The sequence below is a fragment of the Streptomyces coeruleorubidus genome (assembly GCF_008705135.1).
GTDB lineage: Bacteria > Actinomycetota > Actinomycetes > Streptomycetales > Streptomycetaceae > Streptomyces > Streptomyces coeruleofuscus.
In genome coordinates, this window is record NZ_CP023694.1 from 5,878,741 (window position 1) to 5,900,231 (window position 21,491).

Below are 21,491 nucleotides of genomic sequence, written 5' to 3' on the forward strand. Positions count from 1 at the left end.
ATCAGTCCACCGTCACGTAGTCGGGGCCGGAGTAGCGGCCGGTGGCCAGCTTCTGGCGCTGCATCAGCAGGTCGTTCAGCAGCGAGGAGGCGCCGAAGCGGAACCAGTGGTTGTCCAGCCAGTCCTCGCCGGCGGTCTCGTTGACCAGCACGAGGAACTTGATGGCGTCCTTGGAGGTGCGGATGCCGCCGGCCGGCTTCACGCCGACCTGGATGCCGGTCTGTGCACGGAAGTCACGTACCGCCTCCAGCATGAGGAGCGTGTTCGCCGGGGTCGCGTTGACGGCGACCTTTCCGGTGGACGTCTTGATGAAGTCCGCGCCCGCCAGCATCCCGAGCCAGCTCGCGCGGCGGATGTTGTCGTACGTCGACAGCTCGCCGGTCTCGAAGATGACCTTCAGGCGCGCGGACGTGCCGCAGGCCTCCTTCACGGCGATGATCTCGTCGTACACCTTCAAGTATCGGCCCGAGAGGAACGCCCCGCGGTCGATGACCATGTCGATCTCGTCGGCGCCCGCGGCGACGGCCTCGCGCACGTCGGCCAGCTTGACGGTGAGCGGGGCGCGGCCGGCCGGGAACGCCGTGGCGACGGAGGCGACCTTCACGCCGGAGCCGGCGACGGCCTCCTTGGCCACGGCCACCATGTCGGGGTAGACGCAGACCGCGGCCGTGCTGGGCGTCGTACGGTCGGTCGGGTCGGGCCGGACCGCCTTCGCGCCGAGCGCCCGGACCTTGCCCGGGGTGTCCGCGCCTTCCAGCGTCGTCAGGTCGACCATCGAGATGGCGAGGTCGATGGCGTACGCCTTCGCGGTCGTCTTGATCGAACGGGTGCCGAGGGAGGCCGCACGCCCCTCCAGGCCGACCGCGTCGACGCCGGGGAGCCCGTGGAGGAAGCGGCGCAGCGCGCTGTCGGACGCGGTGACGTCCTTGAGGGGGTGAGCTGCGGTGAGTGCAGAACTGGGCATGGTCACCAGACGAGCATATCTACGCGCGTAGCGGCTGTACAGCCCCCGGGGCTCGCTCAGGTGCGGTTGAGGTGGCCGGCATACGGTCCGGCAGAATCGAGGCATGACGAGCCCCGAACCCCAGTCACCAGCGCCGCAGCCTCCGGAGCCCGAGTCCAAGGACCGGGTGTACCGGTCGGTTCCCGCCATCGCCGGTGGCGTGCTGCTGCTCGCCATCGCCGGGTGGCTCGGCATCGACGCGGTGACCTCGGGCGGCGGGCGTACGCCGTGGATGGCGCTCGCCGTGCTGATCCTGGTCGTGCCGCTGGTCGTCGCCTTCACGCTGCGGCCCGCGGTGTACGCGAGCGAGGACCGGCTGCGCATCCGCAACCCGTTCCGCCTCATCGTGCTGCCCTGGGGGCGGATCGCCTCGCTGAAGTCCGCCTACTCGAACGAGGTCCTCACGGAGTCCGGCGCGAAGTACCAGCTGTGGGCCGTGCCCGTTTCCTTGCGTGCCCGCAAGAAGGCCGCCCGGCGTGAGATGCGGGCGACGGCCCAGGCGCGGCGGGGGACGGGTCGTGACGAGGGCCGCGGCAGTGCGCTCGGGATGCGAGCGGGGTGGGGCGACGGCCTCGGCGCGGGGCCCGTGTCCGACGGGCCCGTGCGGGCGGAGACCGACCGGATCATGGATGAGCTGCGGGGGCTGCACGAGGCACGGCACCGGGCGGAGACGGCGCAGGGTGAGGTGACCGTGCGGTGGGCCTACGAAGTGGTGGGGCCGGCGGTTGCGGGGGCGCTGCTGGTGTTGATTCTGCTGGTGGTGGGCTGACGGGGAACGCGGGGGAACGCCGTCGGTTCGGCCGCCCGATCGGCGGCTTCCAGCGGGGCCCTCGGGCCGGGGCGGCTCTCGGTTCGCGGAGGGCGGCCCCGGGTCAGAGTGCTCGGCTGCGCCGGGGCCGGCTCGCCGGACTGTTCTAGATGCCTGCCGCCGTCGACAGGTCGCGCTTGATCGACTCCAGTAGGTCCGTCGCCTGTGCGCGGGCCTCGGGGAGGCCGGCGTGGGTCGCGACCGGGACCACGACCTCCAGGTAGCACTTCAGCTTCGGCTCCGTGCCGCTCGGGCGGACGATCACCCGGGCGCCGTCGAGGGTGTAGCGCAGACCGTCGGTGGGCGGGAGGGTGTCCGTGCCCCGGGTGAGGTCGTCGGTGCGGGTGATCGGCAGGCCGGCGAGTTCGGTCGGGGGCTGTTCGCGCAGGCGGCGCATCGCGGCCGTGATGAGGGAGAGGTCCTCCACGCGGACCGAGAGCTGGTCCGTGGCGTGCAGTCCGTGTTCCACGGCCAGGTCGTCGAGGAGGTCCAGGAGCGTGCGGCCCTCCTCCTTGAGCTGCGACGCCAGTTCCGTGATCAGGAGCGCTGCCGTGATGCCGTCCTTGTCGCGTACGCCGTCCGGGTCGACGCAGTAACCGAGGGCCTCCTCGTAGCCGTAGCGCAGGCCCTCGGCGCGGGCGATCCACTTGAAGCCGGTGAGGGTCTCGACGTGGGGGAGCCCGGCCTTCTCGGCGATACGGCCGAGGAGGGAGGACGAGACGATCGACTCCGCGAAGGTGCCGGTCGCTCCGCGGCGGACCAGGTGGGCGGCGAGCAGGGCGCCGACCTCGTCGCCGCGGAGCATGCGCCAGTCGGCGCCGTCCTGGGCGTCCTGGCCGTCCCGCACGGCGACGGCGCAGCGGTCCGCGTCCGGGTCGTTGGCGATGATCAGGTCGGGTGCGGGGGTCGTCGCGCGGGCCGTCGCGAACGCCAGGTCCATCGCGCCGGGCTCCTCCGGGTTGGGGAACGCGACGGTCGGGAAGTCCGGGTCGGGGTCGGCCTGCTCCGTGACGAGGGCCGGTTCCGGGAAGCCGGCGCGGGCGAAGGCGGCGAGGAGGACGTCCCTGCCGACGCCGTGCATCGCCGTGTACACCGTGCGGGCGGTGCGGGGGGAGTCCTTGGCCAGGACGGCGTCCGTGCGGGCGAGGTAGGCGTCGAGGACGCTGTCGTCGAGGGTGTCCCAGCCTTCGGTGGGGCGGCGGACGGTGGTGAGGGACGGGACGGCGGCGATCTCCGCGGCGATGTCGATGTCCGCCGGGGGGACGATCTGGGAGCCGTCGCCGAGGTACACCTTGTAGCCGTTGTCGCGGGGCGGGTTGTGGCTGGCGGTGACCTCCACGCCGGCGACCGCGCCGAGGTGCCTTATCGCGAAGGCGAGGACGGGGGTGGGGAGGGGGCGGGGGAGGACGGCGGCGCGGAGGCCGGCGCCGGTCATGACGGCGGCGGTGTCCCGGGCGAAGTCGTACGACTTGTGGCGGGCGTCGTAGCCGATGACGACGAGGCCGTCGTGGTGGCCCTGCTTCTTGAGGTACGCGGCGAGGCCGGCGGCCGCGCGGATGACGACCGAGCTGTTCATGCGCATGGGGCCGGCGCCGAGTTCGCCCCGGAGGCCGGCCGTGCCGAACTGGAGGGTGCCGCTGAAGCGGGCGGCGAGTTCGGTGTGGTCCTTCGCGTCGATGAGGCGGGCGAGCTCGGTGCGGGTTTCCGGGTCGGGGTCCTCGGTGAGCCACGCCTGGGCCTGTGCGATGAGTTCGTCGTGCACGGTCTGTGTCAGCCTCTCCGGTTGTCGTGCGGGTTGCCTCCGGCGGTGGTGCCGGGTGCCTGCGGCGGCCTGTGCGGCTTCGGTGGGGGTGCAGCGCGTAGTACCGGGGTGCGGTGGGTCGGGGCCGCGCCGGGGGGGTGTCCGTCCTCGGAACGGCGCGATGGGGTCGGATACCGACTAACCGTCCGTTGACGCGCCAACCGCTGCGGGCGGACACCCCCCGACATGGCCCCTTCCGTGCGTACGCGGGAGCGGGCGCGTCTCGCCTGAGCTGCGGGCAGTCGTGCCTCCCCCAGTGCCCTTAAGGGCCTGGGAGGCCCCCAGGCGGCACGGGTGGGCGCAGCGGCACCCCGCTCCGCCGGGCTGCGGTCCCACCCCGGCCCCAGCAGCGACGCCGGGTTGCTTACAGGCGTCCCAGGACCTGTGTGAGCAGGGAACCCATGCGCGTCGCCGAATCCCGGCCCGCCTGGAGGACCTCTTCGTGGTTGAGGGGCTCTCCGGTCATACCCGCGGCCAGGTTCGTGACGAGGGAGATGCCCAGAACCTCCGCACCCGCCTCACGCGCGGCGATCGCCTCCAGGACCGTCGACATGCCCACCAGGTCCGCCCCGATGACCCGGGCCATGCGGATCTCGGCCGGAGTCTCGTAGTGCGGGCCGGGGAACTGGGCGTAGACGCCTTCCTCCAGGGTGGGGTCGACCTCCTTGCACAGGGCCCGCAGGCGCGGGGAGTAGAGGTCGGTGAGGTCGACGAAGTTGGCGCCGATGATCGGGGACGTCGCCGTGAGGTTGATGTGGTCGCTGATCAGGACGGGCTGGCCGGGGCGCATGCCCTCGCGCAGGCCGCCGCAGCCGTTGGTGAGGACGATCGTCTTGCAGCCCGCCGACACGGCGGTGCGGACGCCGTGGGCGACGGCGGCCACGCCGCGGCCCTCGTAATAGTGCGTGCGGCCGAGGAAGACGAGGGCGCGCTTGTTGCCGATCCGGTAGGAGCGGATCTTGCCGCCATGGCCCTCGACCGCCGGCGGCGGGAAGCCGGGCAGCTCGGTGACCTGGAGCTCTGCCTCGGGGGCCCCGAGGGCGTCCACGGCCGGGGCCCAGCCGGAGCCCATCACGAGGGCGACGTCGTGGGTCTCGGCGCCCGTGAGTTCGCGCAGGCGGGCCGCGGCGGCGTCGGCGGCGGCGTGGGGGTCGCCCTGGATGTCGTCCGGAAGAAGAGATGCGTTCACGCCGATGAGGGTAGCCGGTGATTGCCTACGCGCGTAGATGGCAGAGCTCACGGGGTGGCGATCGTTGTCTTGTCGTTTCCGACGAAGCGGGGCTCAGCAGGGGCGCTTGCGGAGTTCCATCACGTAGTCGTGCGGGGCGCCGGCCGACTCGGCCGCGTCGGCGATCTCGCCCAGGTTACGGGCGGAGGGCAGGCCGCCCTCGTAGGCGTTGAGGGTGAAGGCCCACGCCTGTTCGTCACCCTCCAGGGTGTGCACCCGTACGCGTGTGCGGCGGTAGATGTCGAGCCCCACGCCCTCCCAGCGGTCGAGCGACTCCTCGTCCATGGGGGCGATGTCGTAGAGCGCGACGAAGACCTGGGACAGGGGGTCCTCGACGATCGTCGGCAGGGCGCCCTCCCAGCCCATGTGCTCGCCGCCGAAGGTCAGCCGCCACCCGTTCAGCCAGCCGGTGGCGCGCAGCGGCGAGTGCGGGGCGCGGCGGGACATCAGCCGCGCGTCGAGGTTGCCGGCGTACGCGGCGTAGAGCGACATGGGGAGAGGGTACGGCAGGTGCACCGGGGTCACTCGCGTAACGGAGCCGCATCGGGCGGGTCCCCCGGGGCGGTGCCCCGTCGAGGCGTGCGGGACAATGGAGTACGTGACTCGGATCGTGATCATCGGTGGCGGACCCGGCGGATACGAAGCGGCGCTGGTGGCCGCCCAACTCGGTGCGGAGGTGACCGTCGTGGATTGCGACGGTCTGGGCGGGGCGTCGGTGCTCACCGACTGCGTCCCGTCCAAGACCCTCATCGCCACGGCCGAGGTGATGACCACCTTCGACTCCTCGTACGAGGAGCTGGGGATCATCGTCGCGGACGACACCCCGCATCTGGAGCAGAGTGCCCGGGTGGTCGGGGTCGACCTGGGGAAGGTCAACCGGCGTGTGAAGCGGCTCGCGCTCGCCCAGTCGCACGACATCACGGCCTCCGTGACGCGTGCCGGGGCGCGTGTCCTGCGCGGGCGCGGACGGCTGGAGGGCATGCAGGCGCTCGACGGGTCGCGGAAGGTCGTGGTGCGCGCCGCCGACGGGAGCGAAGAGACCCTGACGGCGGATGCCGTGCTCATCGCCACCGGTGGGCATCCCCGCGAGCTGCCCGACGCCCGGCCCGACGGCGAGCGGATCCTGAACTGGACCCAGGTCTACGACCTCGACGAGCTCCCCGAGGAGCTGATCGTGGTCGGGTCGGGTGTGACCGGTGCCGAGTTCGCCGGTGCCTATCAGGCACTGGGGTCGAGGGTGACGCTCGTGTCGTCGCGGGACCGGGTGCTGCCCGGTGAGGACCCGGACGCGGCCGCCGTGCTGGAGGAGGTCTTCCGGCGGCGCGGCATGAACGTCATGGGGCGTACCCGGGCGCAGTCCGCCAAGCGGGTCGGGGACCGGGTCGAGGTGACCCTCTCCGACGGGCGGGTCATCACCGGGTCGCACTGCCTCATGGCCGTCGGTGCCGTCCCGAACAGCTCGGGCATGGGGCTGGAGGAGGCCGGGGTCAGGCTGCGCGAGTCCGGTCACATCTGGACCGACAAGGTGTCGCGTACGACCGCTCCGGGCGTGTACGCGGCCGGTGACGTGACGGGCGTGTTCGCCCTCGCCTCCGTCGCCGCCATGCAGGGACGTATCGCCATGTACCACTTCCTGGGCGATGCCGTGGCCCCGCTGAACCTGAAGACCGTCTCGTCGAACGTCTTCACCGACCCGGAGATCGCCACCGTCGGCTACAGCCAGGCCGATGTCGACGGCGGGAAGATCGACGCCCGGGTCGTGAAGCTGCCGCTGCTGCGCAACCCGCGCGCGAAGATGCAGGGCATCCGCGACGGCTTCGTCAAGATCTTCTGCCGGCCGGGGACCGGGATCGTGGTCGGCGGTGTGGTCGTGGCGCCGCGTGCCTCGGAACTGATCCACCCCATCTCGATCGCGGTCGACAACAATCTGACAGTCGAACAGATTGCGAACGCCTTCACCGTCTATCCCTCGCTGTCGGGCTCGATCGCCGAGGTGGCACGGCAGTTGCACACCCGCAAGGAGACCGGCGAGAGCTGAGGCCGGATCCGCTTCATCGCTGGTCACGGGGAGTGTTCGACCATTCGTGCGGCATAGGCGGCGGGACTAGGCCCTATACCACCTCGCGCTGTTCCGTGCGAACATCTTCTGCTATTCAGCGCAAACTGCTGAAAGCAGACGGTCGCTGGCGTTACTGTCAGTTTCGTGTTCGCTGCAGAACGTCGCCAATTGATCCTCGAAATGGTGCGAGCGAACGGGGCCGTGTCGCTCCGTGAGCTCGCCCGCGTCGTCCAGACCTCCGAAGTGACCGTACGGCGGGACGTGCGCGCGCTGGAGGCAGAAGGACTCCTCGACCGCCGGCACGGCGGTGCGGTACTGCCGGGCGGTTTCACGCGGGAGTCCGGCTTTCCGCAGAAGTCTCATCTCGCGACCGCCGAGAAGACCGCCATCGCCGACCTCGCCGCGAGTTTCGTGGAGGAGGGCGAGGCGATCGTGGTCGGGGCGGGTACGACGACCCAGGAGCTGGCCCGCCGGCTCGCCCGGGTGCCCGGGCTGACCGTCGTCACCAACTCATTGCTGGTCGCACAGGCGCTTGCCCATGCCAACCGGGTCGAGGTCGTGATGACCGGGGGGACGCTCCGGGGCTCGAACTACGCCCTGGTCGGCAGCGGCGCCGAGCAGTCCCTGCACGGGCTGCGGGTGTCGCGGGCGTTCCTGTCCGGGAGCGGTCTGACCGCGGAGCGCGGGCTGTCCACGTCCAACATGCTGTCGGCGTCCGTCGACCGGGCGCTGGTGCAGGCGGCCGCGGAGGTCGTGGTCCTCGCCGACCACACCAAGCTCGGGACGGACACGATGTTCCAGACCGTGCCGACGGATCTCATCACCCGCCTCGTGACGGACGAACCGCCAGGTCACGACGACCGTGCGGCGACGGAGCTCCAGGCGCTCGCCGATCAGGGAGTGCAGATCGCTGTCGCGGGGGCGCCGGGGGGTTCGGCCGGGGCGGGAGGCCCCGGGGGTGACGCCGTCCCGGCGCGTCAGCAGCGCCGGGATGTGCCGTTGCCCGGGCCTCGGAGGCAGGTGCCGGGGGCGGGGAGCGGGTTGCGGTCGGCCTCGATGCTCGGGGAGCAGAGTCCTGGGGCGGAGCGGGGCAGGGTCGCGGACCTGCGGCGGCGTTGACCCGGCGGGCGGGTTGAGTCGCTGCTGGTTGCCAGGTGCTCGGCGTTGTCGCCGGGGCGGTCGGGTCCAGCCTGGCGTGGGGAAGGGTGCCGCCAGCGGCTGCTGAGGCCGGGGCGTCGCGCACCCCGGCGCTGCGGGGTGCCGCTTCTTTGGGACGGGCGCCGCCCTGGGGCTACCTCCCAGGCCCTTAAGGCACTGGGGGGATTGCCCGCAGCTAGGCGCGGCTGAGCGGAGACACCCCGGCGCGGCCCCGAGCCGGGGCCGCGCCGTAGGCGTCTGTCCGTTCGACGACGTCAGTCCTTGATCTCGCAGATCGCCGCGCCGGACGTGACCGACGCGCCGATCTCCGCGCTGAGGCCCTTGATCGTGCCGGACCTGTGGGCGTTGAGGGGCTGTTCCATCTTCATGGCCTCGAGGACGACGACCAGGTCGCCCTCCTTGACCTCCTGGCCCTCCTCCACCGCGACCTTGACGATGGTGCCCTGCATCGGGGAGGCGAGGGTGTCGCCGGAGGCGACGGGGCCCGACTTCTTCGCCGCACGGCGCTTGGGCTTGGCCCCGGCCGCGAGGCCCGTGCGGGCCAGGGACATGCCCAGGGACGCCGGGAGGGAGACCTCCAGGCGCTTGCCGCCGACCTCGACGACCACCGTCTCGCGACCCGTCTCCTCGTCCGCGTCCAAGGCGTCCGCAGCGGCCGCGAAGGGCTTGATCTCGTTGACGAACTCCGTCTCGATCCAGCGGGTGTGGACCGTGAACGGCCCGTCCTGACCGTGCACCTCGGGAGCGAACGCCGGGTCCCGCACCACCGCACGGTGGAACGGGATCGCCGTCGCCATGCCCTCGACCTGGAACTCCTCCAGGGCACGGGCGGCCCGCTCCAGTGCCTCCTTGCGCGTGCGGCCGGTGACGATCAGCTTGGCCAGCAGGGAGTCCCACGCCGGGCCGATGACCGAGCCGGATTCCACACCCGCGTCCAGGCGGACACCCGGGCCGGACGGCGGGGCGAACGTCGTGACCGTGCCGGGAGCCGGGAGGAAGTTGCGGCCCGGGTCCTCGCCGTTGATGCGGAACTCGAAGGAGTGCCCCCGCAGCGCCGGGTCGTCGTAGCCGAGCTCCTCGCCGTCGGCGATGCGGAACATCTCGCGGACGAGGTCGATGCCGGCGACCTCCTCGGTGACCGGGTGCTCCACCTGCAGACGGGTGTTGACCTCGAGGAAGGAGATCGTGCCGTCGTTGCCGACGAGGAACTCGACCGTGCCGGCGCCGACGTAGCCGGCCTCCTTCAGGATCGCCTTGGAAGACGAGTACAGCTCGGCGATCTGCTCGTCGGACAGGAAGGGCGCGGGCGCCTCCTCGACCAGCTTCTGGTGCCGGCGCTGGAGGGAGCAGTCACGCGTGGAGACCACGACCACGTTGCCGTGCTGGTCGGCGAGGCACTGGGTCTCCACGTGGCGGGGCTTGTCGAGGTAGCGCTCGACGAAGCACTCGCCCCGGCCGAAGGCCGCGACGGCCTCGCGGACCGCCGAGTCGTACAGCTCCGGGACCTCTTCCAGCGTGCGTGCGACCTTCAGGCCGCGGCCGCCGCCACCGAACGCCGCCTTGATGGCGATCGGCAGACCGTGCTCCTCGGCGAAGGCCACGACCTCCTCGGCACCGGACACCGGGTCGGGCGTGCCCGCCACCAGCGGGGCGCCCGCGCGCTGCGCGATGTGCCGGGCGGCGACCTTGTCGCCCAGGTCGCGGATCGCCTGCGGGGGCGGGCCGATCCAGATCAGGCCCGCGTCCAGGACCGCCTGCGCGAAGTCCGCGTTCTCGGAGAGGAAGCCGTAGCCGGGGTGGATCGCGTCCGCGCCCGACTCGCGGGCGGCGTTCAGCACCTTCTCGATGTCGAGGTAGCTGGTGCCCGGCGTGTCACCGCCCAGGGCGAACGCCTCATCCGCGGCGCGGACATGCAGAGCGTCCCGGTCCGGGTCGGCGTAGACGGCCACGCTCTTGATGCCGGCATCCCGGCAGGCCCGGGCCACGCGGACAGCGATTTCGCCACGGTTGGCGATGAGCACCTTGCGCACGATGAGGCTCCCTCCTTGAAACAAGCCGAGTTTAGGGACTGCCGACACGACACTTCGACCCGTCCCCAGTGGTGAGCTTGCCCACACGGAGCGTGATGCGAGGCTCGCTCGACCCGCGAAATCCCTTGTCGCACCGCGGTACGCAGTACTCCTCCGGCAAACCCTAGCCCTCCCCTGTGGCCAAGGTCTCTGTCATCACGTGCTGCGGGCCACTCGGTTTCTTTGTGGAGTCCCTACGAATGGCCCAATGATTCTTTGCCCCCCGCACAACCCTTGTCCCAGGGTTTACCGGTTAGTAGCCTCGCGATGTCTCGAACGTACTAGGGGTAAGTGGGTGGGGCCCGGTGGTGCGCAGGCCGGTGGCGTGTGTCGTTTCGGTGGTGCTGTTCGGGGAGGCGCTCGGCATCGCCGCGCTGAACTGGATCCTCGGCCTCGCCGTCGACCGGCAGGACATGTCCCTGGCCGGACTCGACCCGCACGTGATGTCCGTGTCGTCGAAGGCCGGCGGGATCGTCTTCGGCCTCTACTTCGCGCTGTGCGGCCTGGTCGCCCTGCTGGTGGCGCTGCGGGACCGGCCCGCGGCGGGGTTCGGGCGGGTGCTGCTGATCAGCGCGGCGGTCGTGCACGGGCTGCTCGGCGCGTTCACCTGGGGACTCGTCGGCCCGCCCGCGTTCCTGTTCATGATGCTGGTGCTCGGCCTGATCGTGCTGCTGCTGATGACCTACGACCGTGCGGCCGAGCCCGCCGACGCCGCGCCCCAGGACGGGACGGGCGGCGGCGGAACGCCGGTCACTTCTCCGCCGGCGCCCACAACTCCGTGATGCCGACGCCCAGCTCGGCGAGCAGTCGCCGTACGAGGGGCAGGCTGATGCCGATCACGTTGCCGTGGTCGCCGTCGATGCCGTCGATGAACGGGGCCGAGCGGCCGTCCAGGGTGAACGCCCCGGCCACGTAGAGGGGTTCGCCGGAGGCGACGTAGGCGGCGATCTCCTCGTCCGTGGGCTCGCCGAAGTGGACGACGGTGGACGCGGTGGCGGAGGCGTAGCGGCCGGAGAGCGTGTCGTAGACGCAGTGGCCGGTCTGGAGTGTTCCGGCGCGTCCGCGCATCGCCTTCCAGCGGGCGGTGGCCTCCTCGGCGTCCTCGGGCTTGCCGAGGGCCTGGCCGTCCAGGTCGAGCACCGAGTCGCAGCCGATCACGATCGCGCCCTTGGCCTCCGGCCGGGCCGCCACGACGGAGGCCTTCGCCTCGGCCAGGGCGAGCGCCAGCTCGGCGGGGGTGGGAGCGGTGACGGCCTCCTCGTCGACGCCGCTCACGATCACCTCGGGGGCGAGGCCGGCCTGGCGGAGCAGCCCGAGCCGGGCGGGGGACTGGGAGGCGAGGACGAGTCGGCGGCGCGGCTGATCTGTCATGCGTTCAGCGTATCGGCGTCACCTGTCGCGTCTCACCTCACGCCGATCACGATCATCGCCAGCACCATGGCCAACGCCATGAAAACGCCCAGCCGCCGAAGCATGTCCTGCGTGTCCCGCAGCTCTTTCGGCGGTTCGTTCTCGGGGTCGGACCACAGCATGCCTTCCATGGTCGGACGGGGGGCGGGGGCGCGCCTGAGTACGAGTACTCAACTTGTCCGGCCCCCACCCCTAGGGGTCAGCCCGGCCAGTACGTGCGCCCCCATGCCGCCGGCCCCGGCTGGGGCAGGCGGTGGGCCGCGATGCGGGACGGGTCGGACCAGGTGTCGCGGGGGGCCGGCGCGCCGGGCGGCGTTGCTGCTGCCGCCGCGGCGCGGGCCCTGACCACCGCCAGGGCGGCGGCCAGCTCCTCGGGGGTCGGGTTGCCCCGTACGACCTTGATCGTCATGTGGGCCTCCTGGGCTCGCCGGTACTAGAGGGGGATGTTGCCGTGCTTCTTCGGAGGCAGGGATTCCCGCTTCGTCCGCAGTTGACGCAGACCCCGTACGACGTGCCGGCGGGTCTCGGACGGCATGATCACCGCGTCGATGTAGCCGCGCTCGGCCGCGACGTAGGGGTTGAGGAGGGCGTCCTCGTACTCCTGGATCAGCCGGGCGCGGACCGCCTCCAGGCCCTCGCCGTTCGCCTCGGCCTCGGCGATCGTGCGGCGGTGCAGGATGTTGACCGCGCCCTGGGCGCCCATGACGGCGATCTGGGCGGTGGGCCAGGCGAGGTTGAGGTCGGCACCCAGGTGCTTGGAGCCCATGACGTCGTAGGCGCCGCCGAAGGCCTTGCGGGTGATGACGGTGATGAGCGGGACGGTCGCCTCGGCGTAGGCGTAGATCAGCTTGGCGCCGCGCCGGATGATGCCGTCGTGCTCCTGGTCGACGCCGGGCAGGAAGCCGGGGACATCGACGAAGGTGATGACCGGGACGTTGAAGGCGTCGCAGGTCCGCACGAAGCGGGCCGCCTTCTCGCTGGCCTTGATGTCCAGGCACCCGGCGAACTGCATCGGCTGGTTGGCGACGATGCCGACCGGCCGGCCCTCGACCCGTCCGAAGCCGGTGACGATGTTCGGCGCGTACAGCGGCTGCGTCTCGAAGAACTCGGCGTCGTCCAGGACGTGCTCGATCACCGCGTGCATGTCGTACGGCTGGTTCGCGCTGTCCGGGACGATCACGTCCAGCTCGCGGTCCTCGTCGCTGACCTCCAGGTCGGCCTCCTCGGGGAAGGCCGGTGCCTCGGAGAGGTTGTTGGACGGCAGGTAGGACAGCAGCTGCTTGATGTACTCGATGGCGTCCTTCTCGTCGCCCGCCATGTGGTGGGCGACCCCGGAGGTCGCGTTGTGGGTGCGGGCGCCGCCGAGCTCCTCCATGCCGACGTCCTCGCCGGTGACGGTCTTGATGACGTCGGGCCCGGTGATGAACATGTGCGAGGTCTGGTCGACCATGACCGTGAAGTCGGTGATGGCGGGGGAGTAGACGGCCCCGCCCGCACACGGGCCGACGACCAGGCTGATCTGCGGGATGACACCCGACGCGTGGGTGTTGCGGCGGAAGATCTCGCCGTAGGCACCGAGGGAGGCGACCCCCTCCTGGATCCGGGCGCCGCCGGAGTCGTTGATGCCGATGACCGGGCAGCCGGTCTTCAGGGCGAAGTCCATGACCTTGACGATCTTCTGCCCGTAGACCTCGCCGAGGGCCCCGCCGAAGACGGTGAAGTCCTGGGAGAACACGGCGACGGGGCGGCCGTCGACGGTGCCGTAACCGGTGACCACCCCGTCCCCGTAGGGCCGGTTCTTGTCGAGGCCGAAATTGGTGGAACGGTGCCGGGCGAACTCGTCGAGTTCGACGAAGGAACCCTCGTCGAGCAGGAGATCGATCCGCTCACGGGCCGTCAGCTTGCCCTTGGCGTGCTGCTTCTCGACGGCGCGTGCGGAGCCGGCGTGCGTCGCTTCTTCGATGCGGCGCTGGAGATCCGCGAGCTTGCCCGCGGTCGTGTGAATGTCGGGCTGCTGCAACTCTTCCGGCTCGGACATCGGGATGTGGCTCCCTGCCTGCTCAAAAGGGGGGACGGTTACTCATCCGTAGACTAGTGGGGTGCCTCCGCATCGGCAGTGCGGCGTTTACCACACCTAGGGTGGCTTGCATGACGCCGCGAGATGCATCAGAGCCGAACGGTAGCCGTTGGTCCGACCTGGACCGTCCGCCCCTCAACATCACCGCCCTGCGCCGGGGTCTGGTGCACGAGGGCGGGCTGTGGTCCGAGGTGGACGTGGTGCAGCGCACCGGCTCCACGAACTCCGACCTGGTGGCCCGGGCTGCCGAGGGCAGGGCCGCCGAGGGCGCCGTGCTCGTCGCCGAGGAGCAGACGGCCGGGCGCGGGCGTCTCGACCGGCAGTGGACGGCGCCTCCCCGCTCCGGTCTGTTCTTCTCCGTGCTGCTCACGCCGAGCGAGGTACCGGTGGAGCGGTGGGGGTGGCTGCCGCTGCTCACGGGTGTCGCGGTGGCGACGGGGTTGTCGCGGGCGGCGGGTGTCGACACGGCGCTGAAGTGGCCGAACGACCTGCTGGTCACCGTGCGGGGCGAGGAGCGCAAGGCCGGGGGGATTCTGGCCGAGCGGGCGGGTGAGGGCGGGGTCGTCATCGGCGTCGGCATCAACGTCACGCTGAAGGAGGACGAGCTGCCGGTGCCCACGGCGGGGTCGCTGGGGCTGGCCGGGGCCGTGAGTACGGATCGGGATCCCTTGCTGCGGGGAGTGCTGCGGTCGCTGGAGGAGTGGTACGGGAAGTGGCGTGCGGCGGGGGGCGACGCGGGGGTTTCCGGGTTGCAGGAGGCCTATGCGGCGGGGTGCGCGACGCTCGGGAGGGAAGTGCGGGCGGAGTTGCCGGGGGATCGCGCCGTGGTCGGGGAAGCGGTTGCGGTGGACGGGGACGGGCGGCTGGTGCTGGCTACGGAGAAGGGGGTGCAGGAGCCGGTGGGGGCGGGGGACATCGTGCACTTGCGGCCCGCCGGAGGCTGAGGTCGGGGCGTTGCGCAGCCCGGCGGAGCGGGGTGCCGCTGCGCCCACCCGTGCCGCCCTGGGGGTACCTCCCAGGCCCTTAAGGCACTGGGGGAGGCACGACTGCCCGCAGCTCAGGGCGGAGCCCCCTGGGGACGGTGGGACGACGCCGGGTGCCTCGGACATGCCGGGTACCTCACCTCACCCCCCGGCTGAACCTAACGGAGTGAGCTGGCGCACACCTGCCGTAGAGTTGAGGCCGGTCGATACATGGCCGTGACAGATCGGAAGGGCAGCACGCGTGACCGTCGACGACTCGGGTTCCGGCGAGGACGCGCAGGGCGCCGACTCCGGCGAGGATCCGCTCGCCCTGCGCCTCGAAGGGCTCATCCTGGGCGCCGAGCGCCGCTACACCCCGTTCCAGGCGGCCCGCAGCGCCGGCGTCTCCATGGAACTGGCCTCCCGCTTCTGGCGGGCGATGGGCTTCGCCGACATCGGGCAGGCCAAGGCGCTCACCGAGGCGGACGTACTGGCGCTGCGGCGCCTCGCCGGTCTCGTCGAGGCGGGGCTGCTGAGCGAGGCGATGGCCGTGCAGGTGGCCCGGTCCACCGGGCAGACCACCGCGCGGCTCGCCGAGTGGCAGATCGACTCCTTCCTGGAGGGGCTGACCGAGCCGCCCGAGCCGGGCATGACGCGCACCGAGGTGACGTACCCGATCGTCGAGCTGCTTCTGCCCGAGCTGGAGGAGTTCCTGGTCTACGTCTGGCGGCGGCAGCTCGCCGCCTCGGCCGGACGGGTCGTGCAGGCGGCGGACGACGAGGAGATGGTGGACCGGCGGCTCGCGGTCGGCTTCGCCGATCTGGTCGGGTTCACGCGGCTGACGCGCCGGATGGAGGAGGAGGAGCTCGGCGAGCTGGTTGAGGCCTTCGAGACCACCGCCGCCGACCTGGTCGCCGCGAACGGCGGCCGGCTGATCAAGACCCTCGGCGACGAGGTGCTGTACGCGGCCGACGACGCGGGCACGGCCGCCGAGATCGCCCTGCGCCTGATCGAGACCATGGCGCACGACGAGACGATGCCGGAGCTGCGCGTCGGCATGGCGTTCGGCACCGTGACCACCCGTATGGGTGATGTCTTCGGTACGACCGTGAACCTGGCCTCCCGGCTCACCTCGATAGCTCCGAAGGACGCCGTGCTCGTCGACACCGCCTTCGCCGAGGAGCTGATCCGCACGCAGGACGCCCCCTCCTCGGAGGCGGAGGCGGCCGAGGAGGCCGCGGCGGCGGAGAAGGAGGGCGAGGAGCCGCCGACGTACCGGTTCGCGTTGCAGCCGATGTGGCAGCGGCCGGTGCGTGGGCTGGGCGTCGTGGAGCCGTGGCTGCTCACGCGGCGCGACAACGGCTGACGGGACGACCGGGGCTGGGGCTTCCCGGCCGGGCTCTCAGCCCGGCGAGTCCACGCACAGGCCGATGACCGGCACGCACAGGCGCGGGTCCTCCGGTTCCTTCGGCTTCTCGGGCTCGGGAGCCGGGGCGGGCGCGGTCCGGTTCGGCGGTGAGGGCGGGGTCTGGGCCGGACGCGGGACCTTGCCGTTGCCCGTGGCCGGCGGGGCCGGGGGGTTCGTCGTGTCGGGGACGGCCGTGGGCCGGGGAGTCGCGGCCGTGTGTGCCGCTCGGGTGTCGGCGGACGTGGCCGTGTAGGTGGACGGGGTGCGCGAGGCGGCGGCCGGGCCGCGGGTGCCCGGCGAGGCGGGCAGGCCGGCCAGGGCGGTGGGCGACGAGGGGCTCCCCTCCGGGGCGGCGGGGCCGGTGGCGGCGGTGTGGGTGGCCTCGTCCGTGCCGGTCGTGACCGGGTCCGGGCGGGGCTCGGCCTCGACGCTGCCGACGCTGTCGGTGCCGGGGCCGGAGGCCAGGCGTACGAGGCTCAGGGCGCCGGCTGCCAGGGCGAGGCCGCCGGCGGCGAGCAGGGCCTTGCGGGGGCGGGGTTTGCGGTGCCGGCCTCGGGCGCGGGGTGAGAAGGGGTCGGTTTCCGCCGGGGTCGGTTCGTAGGGGGCGCCTGGCTGAAAGGGCATGGCCGGCTCCGGCCGGCGGGGTGCCGGTGCTCCGGTGCCCCGCTGCGGATTCGCCGGCGTGTTCCTCGTCGTCATGGTTCCTCTCCGGTACGCACGCGCCCCCAGTGCGCCGCGGCGGATGCACGCTATGCGCTCCCATGGGCGATCGGGCCGGAGTTGGGGTGATGTCACTCGAACGGGTGGGCGGGGCGGTGGTGCGGGAACCGGACGCGTCCGCCCTTTCGCGGGTGGGGTGGGGCTGCGATGATCGGAGCGGCGATGTTGTTAACCCGCGTTAACCGGAGGGTGTCATGAGTGAGGAACGGTTCGGGGAGTTCGTGCTCGTGCGGCGGCACGGGCAGGGGCATGTCGCGGAGCTCGTCCTCGACCGGCCCAAGGCCATGAACGCGGTGTCGACGGAGATGGCGCGGTCCATCGCCGGGGCGTGTGCGGCGCTGGGGGAGGACCGGGACGTGCGGGTCGTCGTCCTGACCTCGACGCATGAGCGGGCGTTCTGTGTCGGGGCCGACCTGAAGGAGCGGAACTCGTTCAGCGATGTGGAGCTGGTGCGGCAGCGGCCGGTGGCGCGGGGGGCGTACACCGGAGTGCTGGAGCTGCCGGTGCCGACGGTGGCGGCGGTGCACGGGTTCGCGCTGGGCGGCGGGTTCGAGCTGGCGCTGGCGTGTGACGTGATCGTGGCGGACCGGACGGCGGTGGTGGGGTTGCCGGAGGTGTCGGTGGGGGTGATCCCCGGGGGTGGGGGTACGCAGTTGCTGCCGCGGCGGGTGGGGGCTGCGCGGGCGGCTGAGCTGATCTTCTCGGCGCGGCGGGTGGAGGCTGTCGAGGCGGGGGAGTTGGGGCTCGTCGATCAGGTGGTGGAGGAGGGGCGGGACCGGGAGTCGGCGCTGGGGCTGGCTGCTCGGATCGCCGGGAACTCGCCGGTGGGGCTGCGGGCGGCGAAGCGGGCGTTGCGGTTGGGGCAGGGCTTGGATCTGCGGGCCGGGCTCGAGGTGGAGGATGCGGCCTGGCGGGCTGTGGCGTTCTCGGGGGATCGGGCGGAGGGGGTGGCCGCGTTCAACGAGAAGCGGAAGCCGGAGTGGCCGGGGGAGTGATCCGAGGGTCGCTTGCCCGCAGCCGGGCGGGACCGGCTGTGGACATCCACTCCTCCCCGTTCGCGCCGTCAACAGAACCAATTGGCTGAAAACTGCCTAGCCTGGGGTGATGGGTGAGGACAGACGGCTCGTGGCTGTCGTCGCGTTGGCTCAGGGGATGGCGGCCGCGCACGGGTCGCGTGAGGCGTGGCGTGCGGCGGCCGTCGGGGCGTGCCGGGCGCTGGGCGGGAGCTTTGCCGCGCTGTCGGTGTGGGAGCGGGAGCTCGGACGGCTGAAGGTCCTCGTGAACGTCGGTGAGCTGGCCGAGGGGGAGGAGGAGTTCCCGGAGGACGAGTCCTACCCGGTGCACCAGTTCGCGGAGATCACGGAGTTCCTGCACGAGCAGTGGGCCGGTGGCGGGGAGCCGGACGCCTGGGTGGAGACCGCCGAGGGGCCCGCCGCCGGGCGGCGCCCCGGGTACTGCCATCAGCGCGTCGCCGCCCTGCGCCGCCGTGGCCGCGGCTGCTGTGTGGTCGCGCCCATCGTGCTGCACGGCCGGGCCTGGGGGGAGCTGTACGTCGCCCGGCCGGTCGGGGAGCCCGTCTTCGAGCGGGCCGACGCCGACTTCGCCACCGTGCTGGCCGCCGTCGTCGCCGCCGGTATCGCCCAGGCCGAGCGGCTGGAGGAGGCCCGGCGCCTGGCGTTCACCGACGCGCTGACGGGACTGGCCAACCGCCGTGCCGTGGACGTACGCCTGGAGCGGGCGATCGAGCGGCACCGCAGGGACGGAGCCGTCGTCAGCCTCGTCGTCTGCGATCTGAACGGGCTGAAGCGGGTCAACGACACCCACGGGCACGCCGCCGGCGACCGGCTCCTGGAGCGTTTCGGCTCCGTGCTGTCGCTGTGCGGGGCCATGCTGCCCGGAGCCCTGGCGGCACGGCTCGGCGGGGACGAGTTCTGTCTGCTCGCGGTCGGGCCGCCCGCCGACCAGGTCGTGAAGGCGGCCGGTGAACTGTGTCGCCGGGCGGCGGAGTTGGAGCTCGGGGACGGTGTGGCCTGCGGGGTCGCCTCCACCGAGGATCCGATCGGGCCCGTGCCCTCGGCCCGGCGGCTGTTCCGGCTCGCCGACGCCGCCCAGTACCGGGCGAAGGCCGAGCGGGCCACGCGGCCGGTCGTCGCCGGGCGGGCCGGGCCCGACGATCCCGTCATGCGGCTCGCGGACGAGCCGTCCAAGGAGGCCGACGGTGAGCGCCGGCGGTTCCGGGGGCGGCACGCGCCGTAGAGACAGCGGGCCGGGCGTGTGACGCATCGGTAAGGGGTGAACCGGGTCCCCAGTGGTGACATCATCGAATTCACTGCGTACGCTCCTGAATATGGATATGCACACTGTGGTGGTGGGGACTTCCGGGGTGACCGCGTCCGACGTGCTCGCCGTGGCGCGCGGCGGTGCCCGCGTCCAGCTCTCCGAGGAGGCGGTGGCCGCCCTCGCCGCGGCCCGCGAGATCGTGGACGCGCTGGCGGCCAAGCCCGACCCCGTGTACGGCGTGAGCACCGGCTTCGGCGCCCTGGCGACCCGGCACATCAGCCCGGAGCTGCGCGCACAGCTCCAGCGCAACATCGTCCGCTCGCACGCCGCCGGCATGGGGCCGAGGGTGGAGCGGGACGTCGTACGCGCCCTGATGTTCCTGCGGCTGAAGACCGTCTGCTCCGGGCACACCGGCGTACGGCCCGAGGTCGCGCAGACCATGGCCGACCTCCTCAACGCCGGCATCACCCCGGTCGTGCACGAGTACGGCTCCCTCGGCTGCTCCGGCGACCTGGCGCCGCTGTCCCACTGCGCCCTCGCGCTCATGGGGGAGGGGGACGCCGAGGGCTCCGACGGTGTCGTACGGCCCGCCGCCGAACTCCTCGCCGCGCACGGCATCCAGCCGGTCGAGCTGCGCGAGAAGGAAGGCCTCGCCCTCCTCAACGGCACCGACGGCATGCTCGGCATGCTGATCATGGCCCTGGCCGACCTGGACAGGCTCTACCGGTCCGCCGACGTCACGGCCGCCCTGTCGCTGGAGGCCCTGCTCGGCACCGACAAGGTCCTCGCCCCCGAGTTGCACGCCATCCGGCCGCACCCGGGGCAGGCCGCCAGTGCCGCCAACATGGCGGCGGTGCTGAAGGGTTCGGGGCTGACCGGCCATCACCAGGACGACGCGCCGCGCGTCCAGGACGCCTACTCGGTGCGCTGCGCCCCGCAGGTCGCCGGTGCCGGGCGGGACACCATGGCCCACGCCCGGCTGGTCGCCGACCGCGAGCTGGCCGCCGCGGTGGACAACCCCGTGGTGCTGCCCGACGGACGCGTGGAGTCCAACGGCAACTTCCATGGCGCGCCGGTCGCCTACGTCCTGGACTTCCTCGCCGTCGCCGTCGCCGACCTCGGCTCCATCGCCGAGCGGCGCACCGACAGGCTGCTCGACAAGAACCGCAGCCACGGCCTGCCGCCGTTCCTCGCCGACGACGCCGGTGTGGACTCGGGCCTGATGATCGCTCAGTACACCCAGGCCGCGCTGGTGAGCGAGCTGAAGCGGCTCGCCGTACCGGCGTCCGCCGACTCGATCCCGTCCTCGGCGATGCAGGAGGACCACGTATCGATGGGCTGGTCGGCGGCGCGCAAGCTGCGTACGGCCGTCGACAACCTCACCCGGGTCCTGGCCGTCGAGCTGTACGCCGCCACGCGCGCGGTCGAGCTGCGCGAGGGGCTTTCCCCGGCGCCCGCGACGCGGGCGGTCATCGAGGCCCTGCGGGAAGCGGGAGTCCAGGGTCCTGGACCGGACCGGTTCCTGGCGCCCGACCTGGCCGCGGCGGACGCGTTCGTGCGCGACGGGCGGCTGCTGGCCGCGGTGGAGACGGTCACCGGCCCGCTGCTGTAGACGGCGCTCGGGCAGAGGGAAGGCCGGCCGGGGCCCCGCCGCGCGGCAGGGCCCCGGCCGCGTGACGTCAGAAGCCGAGCCGCTCCCGGCGGACCGAGTACGCGACGAAGCCCGCGCCCAGCGTGAGGAAGAGCGTGCCGCCGAGGACGTACGGCGTGCTGTCGAAGCTGCCCGTGTCGGCGAGACGGGCGCCGGTGCCGGTGACGGAGTCGCCCGCGGTCGTGGCCGCGACCCGCGCCTGCTCCGCGACCTGCGGCGACGGGCTCGCCGCGACCGCGTCTCTCACCGGGGAGTCCGACGTCGCGTTGGCGGACGGGACGAACCACAGGGCGCCCAGCAGGGACGCCGCGGCAGTGGCGGTCAGCAACGGACGGCGAGCGGATGACACGGAATATCGATCCCCTTGTGGCGCTGGCGAATTGGCCGTGTGGGGCGATGTTAGTGAAAGTCGCGGGTCACGGGAAAGTCACGGGAGGACTTCGACGTACGCTCGCGCCATGAGCACTCCAGAGACATCACGTTTTGTCCGGCTTCGGGTGGAACTCGTTCTCGAGGTCGAGGACGCGGACGGGATCACCAAGGCCGCGCTGCGCCGGATCGCCGACGACGGTGGGATGCCGGCGGCGGAGCGGGCCCACGCCGAGGGCGCTGTGACGGAAGACACTGCCGAGGCCCTCGCCTACCTCGTGGATCCGTTCGACCTGGTCAGTCAGGTGCCGGGGGTGGAGCTCCAGCAGGCCTCCTGGAGCAGCGAGCGGATCGACTACGACCCCGATTCGCCGGAGTGGGACCTCGACGAGGATGATGTCGACGACGACAGTGACTCCTGAGGCACTTGGGAAAAGAGTGACCCCGGGCGGCAACCGTCGTCCGGGGTCTTCGCGTCTCAAGCGGAG

At 72.2% G+C, this 21,491-nt stretch carries 21 protein-coding genes; 10 read left to right on the forward strand and 11 right to left on the reverse strand.

Annotation, left to right across the window (positions count from 1 at the left end; genetic code table 11):
* Window position 1: 1 nt before the first annotated feature.
* A complete protein-coding gene (gene deoC / locus CP976_RS27260; RefSeq protein WP_150482708.1) occupies window positions 2-964 on the reverse strand; it encodes a deoxyribose-phosphate aldolase in 963 nt (320 codons plus the stop codon).
* A gap of 103 nt (window positions 965-1,067) precedes the next feature.
* Here deoC and CP976_RS27265 point away from each other — a divergent pair, with 103 nt between their 5' ends.
* Complete coding sequence (locus CP976_RS27265; RefSeq protein WP_150482709.1) at window positions 1,068-1,772, forward strand: PH domain-containing protein; 705 nt, start codon at window positions 1,068-1,070, stop codon at window positions 1,770-1,772.
* Between the two features lie 145 nt (window positions 1,773-1,917).
* Here CP976_RS27265 and CP976_RS27270 read toward each other — a convergent pair whose 3' ends face one another.
* The 3 genes from CP976_RS27270 to CP976_RS27285 form a co-directional block, all read right to left on the reverse strand.
* The gene (locus CP976_RS27270) at window positions 1,918-3,573 is read right to left on the reverse strand and encodes a phospho-sugar mutase (RefSeq protein ID WP_150482710.1); all 1,656 of its coding nucleotides are present in this window, start codon (window positions 3,571-3,573) and stop codon (window positions 1,918-1,920) included.
* A gap of 403 nt (window positions 3,574-3,976) precedes the next feature.
* On the reverse strand, window positions 3,977-4,801 hold the full coding sequence (locus CP976_RS27280) for a purine-nucleoside phosphorylase (protein ID WP_150482711.1): 825 nt from the start codon (window positions 4,799-4,801) through the stop codon (window positions 3,977-3,979).
* Window positions 4,802-4,894: 93 nt separating this feature from the next.
* Complete coding sequence (locus CP976_RS27285) at window positions 4,895-5,332, reverse strand: gamma-glutamylcyclotransferase family protein (protein WP_150482712.1); 438 nt, start codon at window positions 5,330-5,332, stop codon at window positions 4,895-4,897.
* A gap of 97 nt (window positions 5,333-5,429) precedes the next feature.
* Between CP976_RS27285 and CP976_RS27290 the strand changes: the two genes are divergently transcribed.
* A complete protein-coding gene (locus CP976_RS27290) occupies window positions 5,430-6,878 on the forward strand; it encodes an NAD(P)H-quinone dehydrogenase (RefSeq protein ID WP_150482713.1) in 1,449 nt (482 codons plus the stop codon).
* A 165-nt stretch (window positions 6,879-7,043) separates the two neighbouring features.
* Window positions 7,044-8,018 carry a DeoR/GlpR family DNA-binding transcription regulator gene (locus tag CP976_RS27295; protein WP_150482714.1) on the forward strand — a complete coding sequence of 325 codons (975 nt, stop codon included), beginning with the start codon at window positions 7,044-7,046 and terminating at the stop codon, window positions 8,016-8,018.
* Between the two features lie 293 nt (window positions 8,019-8,311).
* On the opposite strand, the gene CP976_RS27300 is transcribed toward CP976_RS27295, so the two are convergent.
* On the reverse strand, window positions 8,312-10,087 hold the full coding sequence (locus tag CP976_RS27300; protein ID WP_150482715.1) for an acetyl/propionyl/methylcrotonyl-CoA carboxylase subunit alpha: 1,776 nt from the start codon (window positions 10,085-10,087) through the stop codon (window positions 8,312-8,314).
* Window positions 10,088-10,446: 359 nt separating this feature from the next.
* Here CP976_RS27300 and CP976_RS27305 point away from each other — a divergent pair, with 359 nt between their 5' ends.
* Window positions 10,447-10,908 carry a hypothetical protein gene (locus CP976_RS27305; protein WP_229875527.1) on the forward strand — a complete coding sequence of 154 codons (462 nt, stop codon included), beginning with the start codon at window positions 10,447-10,449 and terminating at the stop codon, window positions 10,906-10,908.
* Here CP976_RS27305 and CP976_RS27310 read toward each other — a convergent pair.
* The 4 genes from CP976_RS27310 to CP976_RS27325 all read right to left on the reverse strand — a co-directional run bounded on the left by CP976_RS27310 (window position 10,877) and on the right by CP976_RS27325 (window position 13,574).
* Complete coding sequence (locus CP976_RS27310; RefSeq protein WP_150482717.1) at window positions 10,877-11,497, reverse strand: Maf family protein; 621 nt, start codon at window positions 11,495-11,497, stop codon at window positions 10,877-10,879. The two genes, CP976_RS27305 and CP976_RS27310, sit on opposite strands and share 32 nt — an antisense overlap.
* Window positions 11,498-11,529: 32 nt before the next feature.
* Window positions 11,530-11,658 carry a morphogenic membrane protein MmpB gene (gene mmpB, locus CP976_RS44365; protein WP_086605520.1) on the reverse strand — a complete coding sequence of 43 codons (129 nt, stop codon included), beginning with the start codon at window positions 11,656-11,658 and terminating at the stop codon, window positions 11,530-11,532.
* Between the two features lie 77 nt (window positions 11,659-11,735).
* On the reverse strand, window positions 11,736-11,945 hold the full coding sequence (locus CP976_RS27320) for an acyl-CoA carboxylase epsilon subunit (protein WP_150482718.1): 210 nt from the start codon (window positions 11,943-11,945) through the stop codon (window positions 11,736-11,738).
* 24 nt (window positions 11,946-11,969) lie between these two features.
* Window positions 11,970-13,574 carry an acyl-CoA carboxylase subunit beta gene (locus CP976_RS27325; protein ID WP_150482719.1) on the reverse strand — a complete coding sequence of 535 codons (1,605 nt, stop codon included), beginning with the start codon at window positions 13,572-13,574 and terminating at the stop codon, window positions 11,970-11,972.
* A 110-nt stretch (window positions 13,575-13,684) separates the two neighbouring features.
* Here CP976_RS27325 and CP976_RS27330 point away from each other — a divergent pair, with 110 nt between their 5' ends.
* Together CP976_RS27330 and CP976_RS27335 are read left to right on the forward strand one after the other, a co-directional pair.
* On the forward strand, window positions 13,685-14,557 hold the full coding sequence (locus CP976_RS27330) for a biotin--[acetyl-CoA-carboxylase] ligase (protein WP_150482720.1): 873 nt from the start codon (window positions 13,685-13,687) through the stop codon (window positions 14,555-14,557).
* A gap of 280 nt (window positions 14,558-14,837) precedes the next feature.
* On the forward strand, window positions 14,838-15,941 hold the full coding sequence (locus tag CP976_RS27335; RefSeq protein WP_150482721.1) for an adenylate/guanylate cyclase domain-containing protein: 1,104 nt from the start codon (window positions 14,838-14,840) through the stop codon (window positions 15,939-15,941).
* Window positions 15,942-15,977: 36 nt separating this feature from the next.
* Here CP976_RS27335 and CP976_RS27340 read toward each other — a convergent pair whose 3' ends face one another.
* The gene (locus CP976_RS27340) at window positions 15,978-16,607 is read right to left on the reverse strand and encodes a hypothetical protein (protein WP_150482722.1); all 630 of its coding nucleotides are present in this window, start codon (window positions 16,605-16,607) and stop codon (window positions 15,978-15,980) included.
* A gap of 290 nt (window positions 16,608-16,897) precedes the next feature.
* On the opposite strand from CP976_RS27340, the gene CP976_RS27345 reads away from it, so the two are divergent.
* The 3 genes from CP976_RS27345 to hutH all read left to right on the forward strand — a co-directional run bounded on the left by CP976_RS27345 (window position 16,898) and on the right by hutH (window position 20,595).
* Window positions 16,898-17,698: an enoyl-CoA hydratase/isomerase family protein gene (locus CP976_RS27345; RefSeq protein WP_150482723.1), complete on the forward strand. Its 801-nt coding sequence runs from the start codon at window positions 16,898-16,900 to the stop codon at window positions 17,696-17,698.
* A gap of 109 nt (window positions 17,699-17,807) precedes the next feature.
* Complete coding sequence (locus CP976_RS27350; RefSeq protein ID WP_167537430.1) at window positions 17,808-18,959, forward strand: GGDEF domain-containing protein; 1,152 nt, start codon at window positions 17,808-17,810, stop codon at window positions 18,957-18,959.
* Between the two features lie 97 nt (window positions 18,960-19,056).
* On the forward strand, window positions 19,057-20,595 hold the full coding sequence (gene hutH, locus CP976_RS27355) for a histidine ammonia-lyase (protein WP_150485527.1): 1,539 nt from the start codon (window positions 19,057-19,059) through the stop codon (window positions 20,593-20,595).
* Window positions 20,596-20,662: 67 nt separating this feature from the next.
* On the opposite strand, the gene CP976_RS27360 is transcribed toward hutH, so the two are convergent.
* Complete coding sequence (locus CP976_RS27360) at window positions 20,663-20,962, reverse strand: LPXTG cell wall anchor domain-containing protein (RefSeq protein ID WP_150482724.1); 300 nt, start codon at window positions 20,960-20,962, stop codon at window positions 20,663-20,665.
* A 130-nt stretch (window positions 20,963-21,092) separates the two neighbouring features.
* On the opposite strand from CP976_RS27360, the gene CP976_RS27365 reads away from it, so the two are divergent.
* Window positions 21,093-21,425 (forward strand): hypothetical protein, encoded by a 333-nt coding sequence (locus tag CP976_RS27365; RefSeq protein WP_167537431.1) that lies wholly within the window; start codon window positions 21,093-21,095, stop codon window positions 21,423-21,425.
* Window positions 21,426-21,491: the final 66 nt, after the last annotated feature.

Bases quoted from the DNA above. Each gene is read 5' to 3' on its own strand.
- deoC (WP_150482708.1), bottom strand. From the start codon at position 964: ATGCCCAGTTCTGCACTCACCGCAGCTCACCCCCTCAAGGACGTCACC.
- CP976_RS27265 (WP_150482709.1), top strand. From the start codon at position 1,068: ATGACGAGCCCCGAACCCCAGTCACCAGCGCCGCAGCCTCCGGAGCCC.
- CP976_RS27285 (WP_150482712.1), bottom strand. From the start codon at position 5,332: ATGTCGCTCTACGCCGCGTACGCCGGCAACCTCGACGCGCGGCTGATG.
- CP976_RS27290 (WP_150482713.1), top strand. From the start codon at position 5,430: ATGGAGTACGTGACTCGGATCGTGATCATCGGTGGCGGACCCGGCGGA.
- CP976_RS27310 (WP_150482717.1), bottom strand. From the start codon at position 11,497: ATGACAGATCAGCCGCGCCGCCGACTCGTCCTCGCCTCCCAGTCCCCC.
- mmpB (WP_086605520.1), bottom strand. From the start codon at position 11,658: ATGCTGTGGTCCGACCCCGAGAACGAACCGCCGAAAGAGCTGCGGGAC.
- CP976_RS27320 (WP_150482718.1), bottom strand. From the start codon at position 11,945: ATGACGATCAAGGTCGTACGGGGCAACCCGACCCCCGAGGAGCTGGCC.
- CP976_RS27325 (WP_150482719.1), bottom strand. From the start codon at position 13,574: ATGTCCGAGCCGGAAGAGTTGCAGCAGCCCGACATTCACACGACCGCG.
- CP976_RS27330 (WP_150482720.1), top strand. From the start codon at position 13,685: ATGACGCCGCGAGATGCATCAGAGCCGAACGGTAGCCGTTGGTCCGAC.
- CP976_RS27340 (WP_150482722.1), bottom strand. From the start codon at position 16,607: ATGCCCTTTCAGCCAGGCGCCCCCTACGAACCGACCCCGGCGGAAACC.
- CP976_RS27345 (WP_150482723.1), top strand. From the start codon at position 16,898: ATGAGTGAGGAACGGTTCGGGGAGTTCGTGCTCGTGCGGCGGCACGGG.
- CP976_RS27350 (WP_167537430.1), top strand. From the start codon at position 17,808: ATGGGTGAGGACAGACGGCTCGTGGCTGTCGTCGCGTTGGCTCAGGGG.
- hutH (WP_150485527.1), top strand. From the start codon at position 19,057: ATGCACACTGTGGTGGTGGGGACTTCCGGGGTGACCGCGTCCGACGTG.
- CP976_RS27365 (WP_167537431.1), top strand. From the start codon at position 21,093: ATGAGCACTCCAGAGACATCACGTTTTGTCCGGCTTCGGGTGGAACTC.